12 protein-coding genes are annotated in these 17803 nt (G+C 50.6%); 6 read left to right on the forward strand and 6 right to left on the reverse strand.

What is annotated here, in order from left to right; all coding sequences use genetic code 11:
- Nucleotides 1-65: 65 nt before the first annotated feature.
- Nucleotides 66-425 (reverse strand): glutathione S-transferase N-terminal domain-containing protein, encoded by a 360-nt coding sequence (locus KDD30_RS06660; RefSeq protein ID WP_211648474.1) that lies wholly within the window; start codon nucleotides 423-425, stop codon nucleotides 66-68.
- 274 nt (nucleotides 426-699) lie between these two features.
- On the opposite strand from KDD30_RS06660, the gene KDD30_RS06665 reads away from it, so the two are divergent.
- The 5 genes from KDD30_RS06665 (at nucleotide 700) to KDD30_RS06685 (ending at nucleotide 6533) form a co-directional block, all read left to right on the forward strand.
- Nucleotides 700-1053: a DUF3802 family protein gene (locus tag KDD30_RS06665; RefSeq protein WP_211648476.1), complete on the forward strand. Its 354-nt coding sequence runs from the start codon at nucleotides 700-702 to the stop codon at nucleotides 1051-1053.
- Nucleotides 1054-1283: 230 nt separating this feature from the next.
- Nucleotides 1284-3323 (forward strand): methyl-accepting chemotaxis protein, encoded by a 2040-nt coding sequence (locus KDD30_RS06670; RefSeq protein ID WP_211648478.1) that lies wholly within the window; start codon nucleotides 1284-1286, stop codon nucleotides 3321-3323.
- A gap of 85 nt (nucleotides 3324-3408) precedes the next feature.
- Complete coding sequence (locus tag KDD30_RS06675) at nucleotides 3409-4134, forward strand: tRNA-uridine aminocarboxypropyltransferase (protein ID WP_211648480.1); 726 nt, start codon at nucleotides 3409-3411, stop codon at nucleotides 4132-4134.
- Nucleotides 4135-4273: 139 nt separating this feature from the next.
- Nucleotides 4274-5188, forward strand: coding sequence for an N-acetylglucosamine kinase (gene nagK / locus KDD30_RS06680; RefSeq protein WP_211648482.1), 915 nt, complete (start codon nucleotides 4274-4276; stop codon nucleotides 5186-5188).
- A 79-nt stretch (nucleotides 5189-5267) separates the two neighbouring features.
- The gene (locus KDD30_RS06685) at nucleotides 5268-6533 is read left to right on the forward strand and encodes a DEAD/DEAH box helicase (RefSeq protein ID WP_211648489.1); all 1266 of its coding nucleotides are present in this window, start codon (nucleotides 5268-5270) and stop codon (nucleotides 6531-6533) included.
- 68 nt (nucleotides 6534-6601) lie between these two features.
- Here KDD30_RS06685 and KDD30_RS06690 read toward each other — a convergent pair whose 3' ends face one another.
- From KDD30_RS06690 to KDD30_RS06710, 5 genes are all read right to left on the reverse strand, one after another.
- Nucleotides 6602-7684 (reverse strand): ketoacyl-ACP synthase III, encoded by a 1083-nt coding sequence (locus tag KDD30_RS06690; RefSeq protein WP_211649655.1) that lies wholly within the window; start codon nucleotides 7682-7684, stop codon nucleotides 6602-6604.
- 450 nt (nucleotides 7685-8134) lie between these two features.
- Nucleotides 8135-9505: a DASS family sodium-coupled anion symporter gene (locus tag KDD30_RS06695; RefSeq protein WP_211648498.1), complete on the reverse strand. Its 1371-nt coding sequence runs from the start codon at nucleotides 9503-9505 to the stop codon at nucleotides 8135-8137.
- Nucleotides 9506-9774: 269 nt separating this feature from the next.
- Nucleotides 9775-10461 carry a vancomycin high temperature exclusion protein gene (locus tag KDD30_RS06700; RefSeq protein WP_211648507.1) on the reverse strand — a complete coding sequence of 229 codons (687 nt, stop codon included), beginning with the start codon at nucleotides 10459-10461 and terminating at the stop codon, nucleotides 9775-9777.
- Nucleotides 10462-10639: 178 nt separating this feature from the next.
- Nucleotides 10640-12328, reverse strand: a complete 1689-nt coding sequence (locus tag KDD30_RS06705; RefSeq protein WP_211648509.1) for an NAD-dependent malic enzyme — start codon at nucleotides 12326-12328, stop codon at nucleotides 10640-10642.
- A 331-nt stretch (nucleotides 12329-12659) separates the two neighbouring features.
- A complete protein-coding gene (locus KDD30_RS06710) occupies nucleotides 12660-13118 on the reverse strand; it encodes a TerB family tellurite resistance protein (protein ID WP_211648511.1) in 459 nt (152 codons plus the stop codon).
- 204 nt (nucleotides 13119-13322) lie between these two features.
- On the opposite strand from KDD30_RS06710, the gene hrpA reads away from it, so the two are divergent.
- Nucleotides 13323-17246 carry an ATP-dependent RNA helicase HrpA gene (gene hrpA, locus KDD30_RS06715; RefSeq protein ID WP_211648513.1) on the forward strand — a complete coding sequence of 1308 codons (3924 nt, stop codon included), beginning with the start codon at nucleotides 13323-13325 and terminating at the stop codon, nucleotides 17244-17246.
- Nucleotides 17247-17803 lie beyond the last annotated feature (557 nt).

The following is a 17803-nucleotide window of genomic DNA, read 5'->3' on the forward strand; positions in this document are numbered from 1 at the left end:
GGCGAGTATCAGATGGTTGTCAAATGATTGGCGATGCTCCCGGCTGAGGCAGCCGGGAGAGTCATTCAGGCGAAACGTGTTTCTAAATACTGGATAATATCTTTTGACTCATACATCCATTCAATCTGACCGTCGTCTTTTTCAATCCGAAGACAAGGGACTTTGCGGCGACCGCCACCCTGAATCAGTTCCTGTTCAAATTCAGGTTGTTTTGCATCCTTGGTTGTCAGAGGCAGCGCCAGACGTTTCGCACTTCGACGGACTTTGACACAAAAGGGGCAGGCATCAAACTGATAGAGCTGCATGGCTTGAACTGCCTGATCGACAGTCTGTTGATCTTGCGTGGAGCGTTTCATTGCTTTTGGGGAAAAGACAGCATTGAGCAGCAGGATAATCTTGCCCAGAATCCAGCGAATAATTTTCATGACGTATCGTTCTCTATTGTTCCGTGTTGAGACGCGAAATTGTATACCATTTAGGGTCAGGTCGTCATCTGGATTACTTTTATCAGCAGTGGATTGCATTGTCCGGCTGATATCGGAGTCAGTAAATATTCTGCTGTGATGCTCACTGCTAAATTAGCCTTTTCTTATTGATAAATAAAATAGTTAACTTGTGCACAGATGCCATCAGCATGCTTGAAAATCGTCGCTGACACACTATGATCCGGGGTAGTGTAGGATGAATTAAGCAAATCATATGGTTGTTGAATCTGAAGGTTATCACGCGCTGATAGAGTATTTTTCCGAAAACTTACATGTGTTTGAGGAATCAGGAACAGACGCGAGTGAAGAAACCGTCGAAAATGTGGTCACGGATCTGATTGCGACTAACCTGATGGCGGTTTTCAATCAGAACCCTGACCTGAAACCAGATTTCCGATTTAAGCTCATGCAGGAAGCAGATGCTGTGCTGGAAGACTTATCCGAAATCCTGGGCGGGCTCTGGTTAAAACACCCGGGCGTCGAGCAAATTTCTTTTCTGGAAGACTATATCAGTCTGGTGAAGAACTTATTTGATAGCGTCATCAGTGAGCAAACCTCATTTGCTTGATTCTGGGTTCCTTTCAACAAAAAAAGCAGCAGGAGCTGCTTTTTTTGTCTCTATACCGCTCAGGTAACCATTCGTTTTTGTTACGCTTTTTTGTCAATTGACATGTTTTTGTCACATTGTTTCCGTATTTTACGGCGGAAATCATTTAGATAAAGATCACAATTGATGGCTCATGATTCTGACTCACGGAAGAGCACAGCCAGCAATTCTGATTGTGACAAAGGTTTATCATGACGAAAAAGCATACATATCAGACACGGCTGTCTGTTGTATTCCTGATACAGTCTGTATTTCTGCTTCTGGTGGTGATCGGGGGATTGCTGTCACTGTTTGGAAATCAGGGCCTGAATCGGGTTGCCGCTCAGTTCAGCTTGCTCAGCCAGCAGGCATTGCCGGTTGCATCTCTCAATGCCGACATGGTGAAAGGTTCGCTGGCTTCGGCGCAAAGCCTATCTGAACTGATGAACAGTCGGTCGATTGAGCATCTGGAGTCTTCTCTGGCGTCTCTTAAGGCCAATGAACAGCGTGTGGAAGATGCTGTCCGCAGTCTGGAAACATTAGCGAACCAGAACCAGCTCGGCTGGCTCTCGGATAAAGTGGCAAACTTCAGAACCGATCTTGCTGCGTTCAATCAGCTTGTTCAATCCATTTTTCAAACCCAGCAGCAGATTCTGACCCATCAGGCTAAGTTAGCGTCTGAGAAAGCGACGATGAACTATGCCATCACTTCCGTCCGTTCAGAGATGAGCCGAATCAGTATTGGGCTCTATGCCGGGGATCAGGGAGCAATGGGGCATGTGACGAATTTTATTAATCATTCTCAGGAAATGGGGACCAACATGATGGCCCTGTTGTTTGAAAGTGATTTGGCGAAAGCTGAAGCCATCGTGAAAGATCTGAAACGAACCAACCTTTCCGGGATGGAGTACGGCTGGAAAGAGCTGAATCGCATCAATCCGGAACTGGCCGAGTTCACCAGTCTGACCGTGCCATTTGAGATGGTGCAGGCACTTTTTGGTGAGCAAGGGATGGTGGCGCTCAAGCTGGAGACGTTGCGGTTGATTCAGGCGCAGGCACAGCAGGCTGCTCAGGCGAAGGCGCAGGTGAGTCAGATCATGCAGCAACTGACTGTTTTAGAAGCTGATTCCAGTCAAATGATGCATCAGAGTGAGCAAGGTGTGGTGACGGCCAGTGAGAATGCCAAGCTGATTTTTGTGGTTTTGAGTGCCGCAGGGCTCTTACTCGCGATTGCGAGTGGGATCTGGGTGAGCAAAACGGTTCGGCAATCTTTGCAGCGTCTGGATGATGTGGTGAAAGCAAACAGTCTGGGAGATCTGACGGTGCTGGCGGACGAAAAAGCGCCGCGTGAATTTGCAGAGCTTGCCGCGCTGCTGAACCTGTCCAACCAAGCGAACAGTCAGGCCATGGCTCAACTGAACCATAACAGCCAGCAGCTGAACATGGCCGCCGAGCGAAGCCAGTCTGCGTCAACACAGTCACGACACGCGATGAGCCAGCAAAGTGATCAGCTCAGTGCGATTGCCGCTGCAATTACAGAGCTGGAAGCATCCATTAAAGAGATTGCGCTCAGTACCACAGACTCTGAATCCGAGGCAGAAGCTGCCAATCAACTGGCGCAGGAGGGTGTGCGTATTATTGGCCGCAGTACTGAACGTCTGCAGTCGCTGGATGCACAATTTGCCCGCAATGAAACTTGTATGAAAGCGCTGGATACACATGTGAACAGGATTACGGAGGTTGTTGAGCTCATCAGCTCGATCGCCAATAATACCAACCTGCTGGCGCTCAACGCCGCGATTGAAGCTGCCCGCGCAGGTGAGCAAGGACGCGGTTTTGCGGTGGTTGCTGATGAAGTCCGCCAGTTAGCCCGCCAAACGAATCTGCAAACGGAGTCTATCCGCCAGACGATTGAAGAATTGCATCTGGCTGCATTGGACGCAAATACTGCCATGCAGGAAAGTCGGCGTGAGATGACGGCCTCGATTTCACTCAGTGGTGATGTTGAATCCGCAATTCACAGGATTCAGGGAGCCATTGCCCGGATCTCAGATAAAGTGATCACCATTGCTGCAGCCACGCAGCAACAGGAGAATGCTTCCGTCGAAGTCGGCCGGAATGTGGAAGAAGTGGCCGGTCAGGCGAACCTGAACAACCAGCAGCTTGCAACGTTAGTGGAAGAAGCCGCCAAAGTCGCTGACATTGCCCGCGAGCAGGAACAGTTGCTGACACGCTATAAAATTCGGGCGTAAAACACGCCGAAAACCGCTGACCGTCTTGTCACCGGATAACCAACGCCAGTAGAATGCTGGCGTTTTTTCATTCCGGAATATTTCTATGCGTATTCACGCCGTTCATCAGCTGTATGATGCCCGACTGGCCCGATCAACCCGTCCTTTTCTCGCCCGTGGCGGAAAAGTTGAGCGGTGCCGGTTTTGTATGCTTCGGGCGCATCTCTGTATTTGTTCTTTGAAGTCTGAAGTGGAATCAGACGCCGCGTTTATGCTGGTGATGTATGATGATGAAGTGCTCAAGCCCAGTAATACCGGGCGGCTTATTGCTGATCTGTTCCGGGATACCTTCGCCTTTATCTGGTCCAGAACGGCGCCTGATCCGGCTATGCTTGGCATCCTTGCGGATCCGCAATGGCAACCTTATGTGATTTTCCCGGCCGAATATGGGACGCCTGAGCGTGTTGCCACACAGATTTCCGTGGCACCCGGCAAACGTCCGCTGTTTATTTTGCTGGATGGCAGCTGGTCCGAAGCGAAGAAAATGTTTCGTAAAAGTCCGTATCTGGATGGGTTTCCGATGCTGTCGATTACGCCGGATTCACGTTCCCGTTACCGGGTGCGGGAGGCCGCGAAAGAGAATCAGCTCGGGACGGCGGAAGTTGCCGCACGGATCGTGGATGCTTATGGCGAATCGCAAAATGCCGAGGCATTGGATTTGTGGTTTGATGTGTTCCGGGAAAGCTATCTGGCGGGGAAGCTGAATCGCCCATTGCCGGAAGATTCTGCCGTCAGTCGGCTGCGTCAGACGGCCAGCGCTGAAGCGGTTTGAGCAATCCAGAAATTACATGATTTACTTGTTTTAAATGTGCACTGACGCTGACTGATGACTTGCTAAATAAGGCTCAGGTCACAGTCTGTATATCCTGAACGATGGATAATTTTCGCAGCGTAAAATAATGGAGAGAACGATGTATTACGGCTTCGATGTCGGTGGAACCAAAATTGAATTTGGTGCTTTTGACGAACAACTGCAACGCGTGGCGACCGAACGTGTCCCGACACCGGGTGATGATTATGACGCGTTAATCGAAACGCTGGTGGACCTGATTCAGCAAGCGGATCAGACTTTCGGCTGCGAAGGCAAAATCGGTATCGGGATTCCCGGCATGGAAGATGCGGAAGATGGCAGTGTGCTGACTTCAAACATCCCGGCTGCGAAAGGCCGCTTTTTACGCCGGGATCTGGAAAACCGCCTTGGACGCGCCGTGAGCATTGATAACGATGCCAACTGTTTTGCACTGTCTGAAGCCTGGGATGAAGCCCTGCGTGATGAGCCTTCTGTGCTTGGATTGATTCTGGGGACAGGTTTCGGTGGTGGTTTGGTTTTCGGAGGCAAAGTTTTCTCCGGCAAAAACCATGTCGCAGGGGAGCTGGGCCATACTCGCTTGCCGATTGATGCCTGGTTTCACCTTGGTGAGAAAGCACCGTTGTTCCAGTGTGGCTGTGACAATCGGGGTTGTATCGATAATTATCTGTCTGGTCGTGGCTTCGAACAGCTTTATGCGCATTATTACGGCGAGAAAGTACCAGCGATTGAGGTTATCCAGCGCTATCAGCAGGGTGAAGCCAAAGCCGTGGCGCATGTGGAGCGCTTTGTTGAACTGCTCGCTATCTGCCTTGGAAACCTGCTGACCGGGCTGGATCCGCACGTGATTGTGCTGGGCGGTGGACTCTCGAACTTCGCTCTCTTGTATGAAGAACTGCCGAAACGCTTGCCAAAACATTTACTCTCTGTAGCCCGTGCGCCGAAGATCATCAAAGCCAAACACGGCGATGCGGGAGGCGTTCGCGGCGCGGCGTTTCTGAATATCGAAAAAGTTTAAGCATCCATCGCCATTTCATTGGCAACATGAAGCAGCAGGGGCTAAAATCCCTGCTTTTTCGTATTCAGGTAACAACAACATGGCATTTTCCGGGTTAGGGCTACAGGCAGACATTCTTTCTGTCGTCGACAGACTGGGTTTTTCAGAACCAACGCCTGTACAGCAACTGGCGATTCCCGTTGCTTTGAAGGGGCAGGATGTTCTGGCCGCCGCGCAAACGGGAACAGGAAAAACCGCCGCATTCGGTTTGCCATTGATTCAGCACCTGCTGACCAAACCTGCGCCGGAGCGGTCGCAGGAGAGTCGTCAAGGCGCGCCCATCCGGGCACTGATTCTGACACCCACCCGAGAACTGGCGCAGCAGGTGCAGGATAATCTGACAACCTATTGTGCGTCACTGCCGGTGACTTCCGTTGCCGTTTATGGCGGCACCAGCATCAATCTGCAAACCAAAGCGCTTCGCGCATTCCCTGAGATTGTCGTCGCGACACCAGGCCGCTTACTGGATCATGCCCACATGGGGAATGTCGATCTCAGTCAAGTGGAGTATCTGGTGTTTGATGAAGCCGACCGAATGCTGGATATGGGGTTTCAGGTTGAAATTCAGCGGATTCTGAGACGCTTGAAGGCGTCTCGTCAGACCTTGCTGTTCTCGGCTACGTTTTCACAGGCCGTGAAAGCGCTGGCCTATAAAATGATGCATGAACCTGAAGTCATTGAGGTGACGCCAGCCAATACAACGGCAGAGACGGTGAAACAAATCGTTTATCCGGTGGACAAGCACCGGAAAGCTGAACTGCTGGCTTATCTGATCGGCTCCCGGAACTGGCAGCAAGTACTGGTGTTTACCAAAACCAAGCAGGGCTCAGATGCGCTGGTGAAAGAGCTCAAGCTCGATGGCATTCAGGCCGTATCGATTCATGGCGATAAAAGCCAGGGCGCACGCCAGCGGGCGCTGGATGATTTTAAAGCCGGTAAAGTCCGGGCCTTGATTGCGACAGATGTCGCCGCGAGGGGACTCGATATTGAGCAGTTGTCTCAGGTGGTTAATTTTGACCTGCCTTATCAGGCAGAAGATTATGTCCACCGGATTGGCCGGACAGGTCGTGCCGGCAGTGAAGGGCTGGCAGTTTCGCTGATGAGTCTGGACGAAGAATGGGCATTAAAAGCGATTGAGACCTTGCTTGATACACGATTGCCTCAGGAATGGCTGGCGGGTTATGAACCGGATCCGGCCATCGCTCCGCCTGAACATGCCCCGAAAGGGCGTTCTGCGGATAAGCGGCGGATGAAAAAGCAGATGAAGATCCATCAGGGGCGCGGCAAACGCACACAGCGCCGGTAAATCAGGTTCGAGAAGCATGAAAAAAGCCACTGTCATCAGTGGCTTTTTGGATCCATGGCGGCGAAAAACTATTTCACGCCGGTACAGTGATCAATCGCATTCTGCATGATTTCGCGCGCGGATTGGTCGCATGGCGGTAAGCAAGCGTCAGAAGTCCCTATTGGTGTGACTCGCTGTCCCCACTTGATAATGCTGGCTCCCCAGGTCAAACCGGCACCGAATGCCGCCGAGAGAATGGTATTGCCCGGTTTGATGAAACCCTGTTCGACCGCTTCACACAGCGCAATCGGCACGGTTGCAGCCGACGTGTTGCCGTATTGCTGGATATTGATAAAGGCCTTCTCCAGCGGAATGCCTGTGTGATCGCAGAGCGCTTCAATAATACGCTTGTTGGCTTGATGGGGAATGACGACATCAATCTCATCTTTACTCAGTCCTGCACGGTCAAGAACCGTGCTGGCGGCTGAGCCCATGCCGCGTACGGCGCGGCGGAAGATTTCACGGCCAACGAAATTGAAGGTGAAATGGCCCGGGTCGGGATCAAACCGATCCATGGACGTCCCAAAGTCAGGAATGGCCAGCACATCCCGTCCTTCGGCATCACAACCCAGCTGAGATTCCTGAAGACCGGTATTCTCTTCGGTCCGGCTGATGACGACTGCACCTGCACCGTCACCAAACAAAACAGCCGTATCACGTTTGCTCCAGTCAATCAGCCAGGACAGGCGCTCGGCCCCAATGACCAGCGCATGGCGGTAGTTACCGACCTGAATCAGACGGGTGGCTGTTTCAAGACTATATAAAAAGCCAGTACAGGCAGCGTTGATATCGAAGGCTGCCGCGCCGGTTGCACCCAGTTCAAGTGCAACTTTTGATGCAATATTTGGCAGCAGGGTGTCTGGCGAGCAGGAAGCGATAATCACCAGATCCATATCTTGACCGGTGAGTCCGGCGGCGGCCAGCGCATGGGCACCGGCGACTTCAGCCATCTGGGATGTGTTGACATGACTGATCCGACGTTCCTGAATTCCGGTACGGGTTTGGATCCATTCATCGGTGGTTTCGACAAACTGGCTGAGTTCATCATTGGTCAGAATTGCAGGGGGAAGGCATTTACCCCAGCCAGTAATTTCAGCGTGGTACATAGCGATTCTCTTTATTGTCTGTGGCAGGCTGAAGGATTCGCCTTTTGTGAATCCGTTGTCTTCTCTGCAGAAAAATGCAGGAAAATCGTTGAAAAAGTTTCTATTCAGTTCTTCATCTTACTTCAAGCGCTCAAGGCCATGCAACGACGAGGCGGCGGAGATTGTCAGTGTGATTGAAGAATTCAGACATGCGTTTGAAAATGGGCGTCAGCACGCTGATTTCGCAGGGGCGTAAAGGCTCAGGCAGGGTGCAAGAGATTTGGCGTGGACGCGAACGGAATAAAAAAAGGCGGCCGAGGTGACCGCCGGGAATAAAAGATATGGGTATTACTATACCTGAGACACTGTAGCCACGATGCAGAATCGATTGGCCGCCGGGCCACAGGATCTTCGGTATATTGTTATTATTATCAGGGAATAGTGTTCTTGATTGTTCCTGAACCGTTACCGGAACCGTTACCAGAACAGATATGCAATGATGGTCAGCAGCACTATCGCAACCAGATTCAGGTAGATTCCGGCGCGCATCATTTCACTCTGCTTGATATGCCCTGAGCCAAACATGATGGCATTCGGCGGTGTCGCAACCGGTAACATGAAGGCACAGGATGCAGCCACACCGATCAGCACCGACAGAATCACAGGTGAGACGCCCAGTGCTTCTGCAACGGATGCGAAAACAGGCACCAGCAATGCAGCACTGGCTGTATTACTCGCAAATTCAGTCAGGAAGACCACAAAGGCTGCAATGACCAGAATTGTGAACAGCAGGCCAGCCTGATCCAGGAAGCCACTCAGGCTGTTCGCCAGAAAGACGCTGGTACCCGTGTCTTTCAGAACGTTGCTCAGACAGATACCGCCACCAAACAGCAGCAGAACGCCCCAGTCGGTTGTTTTCTCGATTTGTTTCCAGTCAACCACGCGGGATGCACCCAGCAGCGCAATGGCAAACAGGGCCACCAGCGTGTCAAAACTACTCAGACCGCCCAGCATCGCGTTGATCGGCTTGCTGAAAATCCACAGACAGACAGTAATGGCAAAGATGACCAGTGTGATTTTTCTACCGTTCGTCCACTCAACAGGCTGATGATTCAGTTCGAAGGTATGGTTCAGGTTCGGCTTCAGCAGGAAGTACAGCACGGCTGCAGCCAGTGGCAACAAGACAATCGTAATGGGCAGACCAAACTTCATCCAGCCAGTAAAACTGATACCTGCCTCTGCAGCAGCGATGGCGTTTGGCGGGCTGCCGACCAGCGTCGCGATCCCACCGATGCTGGCGCTGTAGGCGACGCCCAGCAGAACAAAGACATAAGTGTTGCGCTGATCTTTGGCATCGACTTTGGCCAGAACACCCAGCACCAGAGGCAGCATCATGGCGGCAGTCGCGGTATTACTGATCCACATCGAGAGTCCAGCTGTTACGCCGAACAGCATAAAGACGGCGACGGACATTTTCCCTTTCGCCATCAGTAAGACTTTGTCGGCGATGGCCTTATCCAGCGCTTGGGTGCGGAGTGCAGCAGCCAGGGCAAAACCGCCTAAAAACAGGAAAATAATCGGGTTTGCGAAATTGCTCAGCGCAACGTTGGTTTTGAATACACCAAACCCAACGGCTAAGAGCGGGACCAGCAGGGCCGTGATGCTGACGTGAACGGCTTCGGTTAGCCAGAGAACGGCAACGAAAGCAAGAATACTGAGACCGGTGGCAACTTCCTTCTCAACGGGCAGCGTGTTGAGCAGAACGAAGAAGAGTGCGATATCTGCAAGCAGTATCAGGCTGTTCCGGTCAAACAGCCACTGTTTCAGTGTGAGTGCTAAGGCTGTCATAGAGGTTCCTTCAGATTGACTGTTGTTATTTTGGGTGTGTTGACACTGTGTTCGGAAACCCTTCACAGTGTTGTCAGGCTGAAATGTTGCATTTTTTTTAACGGTTGTTAACGCGTTTGTGGCCTGCACGGCAAGAAGTGATTGCTTTTGTGAGGTGGTGTTTTTTGAATGTGTGGGAATCCACCCATTGCTGAACCGGATCAACGTTGAAACGGGTCATCCTGTGCTGAGTCGGATGAGCTCAGGCATGCCCGTTTAGAATGTAAACATCAGGAATTCAACGGGCTGGGGGGCGTAGTTTCTGGCTGAGGCGGTGGCGTGAATATCGGTTCTTTGGGGCCGGGGAATCGCGGTTGTTCGTCCAGCACGTACAGATCGAGCCAGGCTTTTACGCGTGCCAGCACTTCCCGTAATCTGATTTTAAATCCGGCAACCCCATGCGGCGCAGGCACGGCCAGACAAATGGCATCAATCTGTTTATGCTCCGCAATAAAGAGCGCCCGCTCGCAGTGAAAGCGCTGGGTAATGATGGTGAGGCTGTTGGCTTCGAAGACATCCCGGGCGCGCATCACGGAGTCCAGTGTTCGGAATCCGGCGTAGTCCAGAACAATCACTTCATCCGGAATATTGGCTTTCAGCAGATCCCGCTTCATGGTCCAGGGCTCATTGTAGGAACGGTGCGCGTTGTCACCGCTCAGGAGCAGAATCTGGATTTTTTTCTCGCGGTACAGTTCAACGGCGGCATCCATGCGGAAGTTATAGTAAGGGTTCAGATTGTGGGCAATATATTTGCTGGTGCCCAGCACTAAGCCCACGGTGCGGGCTGGCACCTGTTCGATTTGGGTGTAAATACGATCAGACGTGGATGCAGCCACCCAACGATCCAGAATCAGGGAAACACCACATAAAAGAATGAGAAAAATGGCGGCATAACGCAGAAAAGAGCGCAGCTTCATAGGGTTCCAAAATATATAAATGACCTCGTTGACTCGGATAAGTGTAACCTAATTCGTTGATAATGTTGTGTAAAAATCAGGTCATACTTGTGATCATTTTTGGTTGGTATTTGCGCAGGTTGCGGAAATAAAAAACCCGCCACTGGCGGCGGGTTTGTTCAGGTGTGAGACCAGCGGATCAGAACGAAGTCCGTTTGTATCGGCGGTAACCGGATTCCCAGAAGTTCGCTTCAATCTTTTCCCGGATACGCTCATCGGTATTTTTCGTCGCTTTGCGTTGCTCAACCGCTTTCTTCGCCACGGCAAATGCGATATGGCGGGAAACGTTCTGGATATCTTCCAGTGGTGGCAACAGGGCGCCACGGCCGTGAATGGCCAGTGGAGAACATTCTGCCAGTGCACGACTGCTTTCCATCAGCATTTCATCGGTCACCCGGCGGGCACCGACAGCGAGCACGCCCAGACCAATGCCTGGGAAGATGTAGCTGTTGTTACACTGTGCAATCGGGTAAGTCTTGCCGTTGTAAACCACAGGCTCGAAGGGTGATCCCGTCGCAACCAGTGCCTGACCGTCCGTCCAGCGAATCAGATCTGCCGGCATGGCTTCAACACGACTGGTTGGGTTGGACAGCGGGAAGATGATTGGACGCTCACAGTGGGCGTGCATTTCGCGGATCACTTCTTCACTGAACAGGCCCGGTACGCCAGAAACACCAATCAGAATGGTTGGCTTGGCATTGCGCATCACATCCAGCAGAGAGATATTGTTGTCATCGGTTTCCCACTCGCTGATGCTCTGACGGGTCTGAACCAGTTTTTTCTGGAAATTCACCAGATTTGGCATGTCATCCAGCAGCAGACCCCAGCGATCCACCATGAAGACCTGGCAGCGTGCCTGTTTCTCTGAAATGCCTTCAGAAACCATCTGTGCAATGATTGCTTCTGCAATGCCGCAACCGGCAGAGCCAGCGCCCAGGAAAGTCACACGCTGTTCAGACAGTTTGCTGCCTGCCGCTTTACATGCAGCCAGCAGAGAGCCGACCGTCACTGCGGCAGTGCCCTGAATGTCATCATTGAAGCAGCAGACTTTGTCTTTGTAACGCTCCAGTAATGGCATGGCGTTTTTCTGTGCAAAGTCTTCGAACTGGATCAGGGCATCCGGCCAGCGGTGTTTCACGGCCTGAATGAACTCATCCACGAAATCTTCATATTCTTTACCAGTGATCCGGGTATGACGCCAGCCCATGTACATCGGGTCAGACAGACGTTGCGGGTTATTGGTACCCACATCCAGAACAACCGGAAGCGTATAGGCCGGGCTGATCCCCCCACAGGCGGTGTACAGCGACAGCTTTCCGATAGGAATACCCATACCGCCAATGCCTTGGTCGCCCAGACCCAGAATTCGCTCACCGTCCGTCACCACAATCACTTTGACGTTTTGACGGGACGCATTGTTCAGCATATCTTCAATGCGGTCACGGTTCGGATAAGAGATAAACAGACCACGGCCACGACGGTAAATATTGGAGAAGTTCTCACAGGCTGCGCCAACAGTCGGCGTATAGATGACTGGCATCATTTCCGTGATATGGTTTTCAACCAGACGATAAAACAGGGTCTCATTGGTATCCTGAATGTTCCGCAGATAGATATGTTTGTCCATATCGTTATCAAACTTCAGGTATTGCTGGTAAGCACGCTCCGTCTGTTCTTCAATGGTTTCAATCGCTTCGGGTAAAAGGCCTTCTAGGTTAAAGAACATTCTCTCTTCGACAGAGAACGCGCTTCCTTTGTTCAGGAGTGGAGTTTCAAGCAGGGCCGGTCCGGCGTAGGGGATATATAGGGGTCTTTTATCGTCTTTCATGCAATAGACTCTGTTTTTGGCTGAAATTGTGGCATTTCTTGTTATGAGTGGGACATCGTAGTCCTATCAACCTTTATATTCAAAGAGAAAATTCAAAAATATTGTTAAAAAGATCAACATTCTCAACTTTTGTTGAACATATCGAGGAATATTCTAAGAATCGAATAACAATAGAGAATAAATTTTGATTGTGGTTGACAATTGGTGGATTAAACTTGTTTCGGTGGATTTCTGGTGATTGACGCTAAGAATAGGGTGATTGGCAGAAATAAACGCTGAAATCACCCGTTTTCCGTCTTGTGCAGTGCGAATGACTGATACGGCTGAGGTATTACTCTGAAGCGCCGGCCTGTGCGGATAACTTCGCTTTAATGAAGGTTGCATGATCCACATAAATCAACTCGGCAACCTGACGAATGACCGCTTCTTCCAGCGGGTCGAGTACGCCATCTGAAAATGCAACCTGCCACATAGCTTCAATGAGCTGATAGCGTTCTTCAGGTGAGAGCGCCCGCAATTTACTGGTGAATTCATAAACGGAGACCGATTGCTCGCTGCGGGTCTGAGCATCGTGCAGCAAGGTCCGGGCCTGAACATCATCGACTTCCAGCAATTTCATCAGCCAGTGTACTTTTGCGGTTTCTTCACTGGGATCCCGGCTGTGATCGGCATTGGCAACCTCACACAGCAGCGAGGCGATGGCCAGATGCAGCGCGGGGGTATCGACAGCGCCGTCTTCACTGCCATCATTCATGATTTGGCGAAAGAGAATACGTAATTGCTGGAACATAGCCGTTTCCTTTTCAATAACTCATGACTGTATCATTGCAGGGGCAAAACCCAAATTGCAAGAGATTGTTGAAGTTTGCACTTGGCTGGGTTCTGTTGAACCGGAAAGTCTGTGTTAGAATTGCGCCAGTTTTATGATGATCGTGCTCCGGCTCGTTTTCTACCTCATGGCCAGAGCAACCTACTGATACAAGCAGGAATTCACTTGACTCAGTCTACAACGCCTCAATCTGAGCGAACCGACGTTCGTAACAGTGAAAAAACATTAAAAGCCGCGATTCAGGATTGCTTGATCCGTGATCGTTTCCGACTGCACAAACGGGTGCAGGGTGCGGCGAAGATTCAGAACGAGCAGGCTCGTCATGCCGTATTTGATGAGATTGCAATGGAGATTGCCCGATCGATGCAGGCCGTTGAAACGCGCCGCAAGAGCTGTCCGGCTATTCATTACCCGGAACTGCTGCCAGTTAGCCAGAAGAAAGATGATATTGCCGAAGCGATCCGCAATCATCAGGTGGTGATTGTCGCCGGTGAAACGGGTTCGGGTAAAACAACTCAGCTGCCTAAAATTTGTCTGGAACTGGGCCTAGGCACGACGGGAACCATTGGCCATACACAGCCACGACGGCTGGCTGCCCGTTCGGTTGCGAACCGGATTGCAGAAGAGCTGAACTGTGAGCTGGGCGCAACCGTCGGTTATAAAGTCCGGTTTAACGATCAGGTGTCTGACAAAACCCAGGTCAAGCTGATGACCGACGGTATTCTGCTGGCCGAAATTCAGAATGACAAATTTCTGAATCAATATGACACCATCATTATCGATGAAGCGCATGAGCGCAGTCTGAATATCGATTTCATTCTGGGATATCTGAAGAATCTGCTGCCGAAACGCCCGGATTTGAAAGTGATCATTACGTCGGCAACTATCGACCCGGAGCGTTTTTCCAAGCATTTTAACAATGCGCCGATCATTGAAGTGTCCGGCCGGACTTATCCGGTTGAAGTGCGCTATCGTCCGATGGTAGATGACAGCGACGATTCAGAGCGAGACCAGCTTCAGGCCATTTTTGATGCCGTCGATGAATTGTGTGACGAAGGGATGGGCGACATCCTGATCTTCATGAACGGTGAACGTGAAATTCGCGATACCGCCGATGCATTGAACAAACGTAATCTGAAACACACGGAAATTGTCCCGCTGTACGCACGCCTATCTGCCAGTGAGCAGAACCGGGTGTTCCAGTCGCACAGTGGCCGTCGCATCGTGCTGGCGACCAACGTGGCGGAAACCTCGCTGACTGTGCCGGGGATTAAATATGTGATCGACCCGGGCACGGCGCGGATCAGTCGTTACAGCTATCGGACCAAGGTTCAGCGCCTGCCGATTGAGCCTGTTTCCCAGGCTAGTGCAAATCAGCGGAAAGGTCGTTGTGGCCGGGTTGAGGCCGGGATCTGTATCCGTCTGTACTCGGAAGACGATTTTCTGTCGCGTCCTGAATTTACCGACCCGGAAATTCTGCGCACCAATCTGGCCTCCGTCATCCTGCAGATGACGGCGATTGGCTTGGGTGATATTCAGGCCTTCCCATTTGTTGAGCCGCCGGATAACCGCAATATTCAGGATGGTGTTCGCCTGCTGGAAGAGTTGGGTGCCATCAACGATAAAGCCAAAGACCCGCGGAAACGCCTGACCGAAATCGGACGCCAGCTGGCGAAGCTGCCGATTGATCCGCGGTTGGCCCGGATGGTGCTTGAAGCGCCGAAACAGGGTGCTTTGCAGGAAGTCATGATTATTGCGTCGGCGCTGTCGATTCAGGACCCACGTGAGCGTCCGATGGAGAAGCAGCAGGCATCTGATGAAAAACACCGCCGTTTTTATGATAAAGAGTCCGACTTTCTCACTTTTGTGAACCTGTGGGATTACATCAAAGAACAGCAGAAAGCACTGTCGGGCAATCAGTTCCGCAAACAGTGTAAGAGCGATTATCTGAACTATCTCCGGGTGCGCGAGTGGCAGGATATTTACTTCCAGGTTCATCAGGTGGTCCGCGAACTGAAACTGCGGCATAACGATGAACCAGCCAGCTATCAGTCGGTGCATACCGCACTACTGGCGGGCATGCTGTCGCATATTGGTCAGAAAGATCAGGAAAAAAATGACTATCAGGGCGCGCGGAATGCCCGTTTCCATATTTTTCCGGGCTCTGGCATTTTCAAAAAGCAGCCGAAATGGGTCATGGTGGCGGAGCTGGTCGAGACGTCTAAACTCTGGGGCCGGATTGCAGCTAAAATCCAGCCGGAATGGGTTGAACCGTTGGCGCAGCATCTGATCAAACGCAGTTACAGTGAACCGCACTGGGAGAAGAAACAGGCCGCCGTTCAGGCATTTGAAAAAGTCACGCTATACGGGATTCCGATTGTCCCGAAGCGTAAGGTGAATTACGGCAAAATTGATCCCGTGATTAGCCGGGAGATTTTCATTCGTTCTGCGCTGGTGGAAGGTGACTGGGAAACCAAGCACAAGTTCTTCCACCAGAACCGTCAGTTACTGCGTGAAGTCGAGGAACTGGAACATAAATCCCGTCGGCGGGATATCCTGATCGATGATGACGCCCTGTATGAGTTTTATGATCAGCGGGTTGATCATACCGTAGTCTCCGGTCGTCATTTTGATACCTGGTGGAAAGAAGCGTCCCGCAAAGACAAAGAGCTGCTGAACTTTGAACGGGAGATGCTGTTCCGGGGCGATGCCAGTCATATCACTGAGCTGGATTATCCGAACTTCTGGCATCAGGGCAGCCTGAAACTCAAACTGAGTTATCAGTTTGAACCGGGAGAAGATAACGACGGCGTGACAGTTCACCTGCCGCTGCCTGTCCTGAATCAGGTGGAGCCGGATGGGTTTGACTGGCAGATCCCAGGCCTGCGTCATGAATTGGTGGTCGCACTGATCAAGTCATTGCCTAAAACGTTACGACGTAACTTTGTGCCAGCACCGAATTATGCTGATGCTGTCCTGGCACGTGTACAGGCGATGTCGGTTCCTTTGCTGGATGCACTGGAAAAAGAACTGAAACGGATGACTGGTGCGACCGTATTGCGGGAAGACTGGAATCTGGAACAGGTTCCCGAACACCTGAAAATCACGTTCCGCGCGGTGGATCACCGTAATCGTAAGCTTCGTGAAAGCAAAGATTTATATGCGCTGAAAGACAGCCTGAAAGAGAAAGTACAGGAAACCTTGTCTAAGGTTGCTGATGACGATATTGAGCAGAGCGGACTGACGACCTGGAGCTTCGGCGCGTTGCCTGAGCGGTATCAGCAGAAGCGGGGCGGCTTTGAAGTGAAGGCGTATCCGGCCATTGTGGATCAGAAAGACGCAGTCGGGATCAAGTTGTTTGAAACCGAAGAAGAGCAACAGTCTGTGATGAAGCAGGGGCAACGCCGGCTGGTGCTTTTGAATGTCCCTTCGCCGATCAAATACCTGCACGCCAATCTGCCGAACAAGTCAAAACTTGGACTGTACTTTAATCCCTACGGCCGGGTGATGGACTTGATTGATGACTGTATTGCCTGCGGTGTTGATAAGCTGATTGAGCAAAAAGGCGGCCTGGCATGGGATGCTGAAGGTTTTGAAGCCCTGAAAGAGCACATCAGAGCGGAGCTGGGAGATACGGTGGTTGAGATCGCCAAGCAAGTCGAAGCGATTCTGACCACGGCTTTTTCAATCAACAAAAAGCTGAAAGGTAAGGTTGATTTGTCGATGGCTTTTGCGTTGTCGGATATCAAAGCGCAAATTGAAGGTCTGATCTTCAAGGGATTTGCGACCGAGTGTGGCTGGCGACGTTTGCCGGACATTCTGCGTTACATGAAAGCGATTGAGCGAAGAATGGAAAAGCTGCCGATTGATCCGAACAAAGACCGGATGCATATATTGAAGGTGGAGTCAGTAACGAAAGACTATCAGGAATTGCTGAACAAAATTCCAAAAGGCCAGCCTGTTCCGGAGAAAGTGAAGGAGATTCGCTGGATGATTGAAGAATTACGGGTCAGCTTTTTTGCGCAGCAATTAGGCACACCTTATCCGGTTTCTGATAAGCGAATTAAAAATGCAATCTCTGAGTGCTAATATTTTTATTCACGTAATTTTCATTGAGCTTTCATCCTGAATAAACAAAAAGCGGGTTTAAACCCGCTTTTTTTATTATGGACGTTTTTGCGGTGCTGAATATTTTTTTTGAAAAATTAACCCTGTTCATTTCACTTGCTTTGACATGGTTTCACTTAGCAATTCATCAAAAGTGATGTTCGGTGCAATCTTTCTTAAGCTTTTGAAAGTTAACATATATCTCCGGGTTTGATTCAAGTTTTTTACTTGCAGTTTTAATGTGAGATTAATCGTAAAAATTAAACACCTGTTACACAAAAATGTCACAAATCTTAAGATTTCCTGCTACGCAGCAAATTATCTTTTGCACTTTTTCTATTTGATTTTGCTTGCTTTTATATTGATTTCAATCTCAGTTACATTGAATTACACCATGCTTTCTTGTCACACGCAAAAACGCTTCTTCTCACTTGATGTGCTTTAGACAACTGAAACTCTCTTTTCTAAACTTCATCTCGCCGAGACGGGAATCAGGAATATCAGACAATAATATTTATATCCCGTTTCTAAATCCCCGG

It is taken from the genome of Photobacterium sp. GJ3 (assembly GCF_018199995.1).
In the GTDB taxonomy this organism is placed as follows: domain Bacteria; phylum Pseudomonadota; class Gammaproteobacteria; order Enterobacterales; family Vibrionaceae; genus Photobacterium.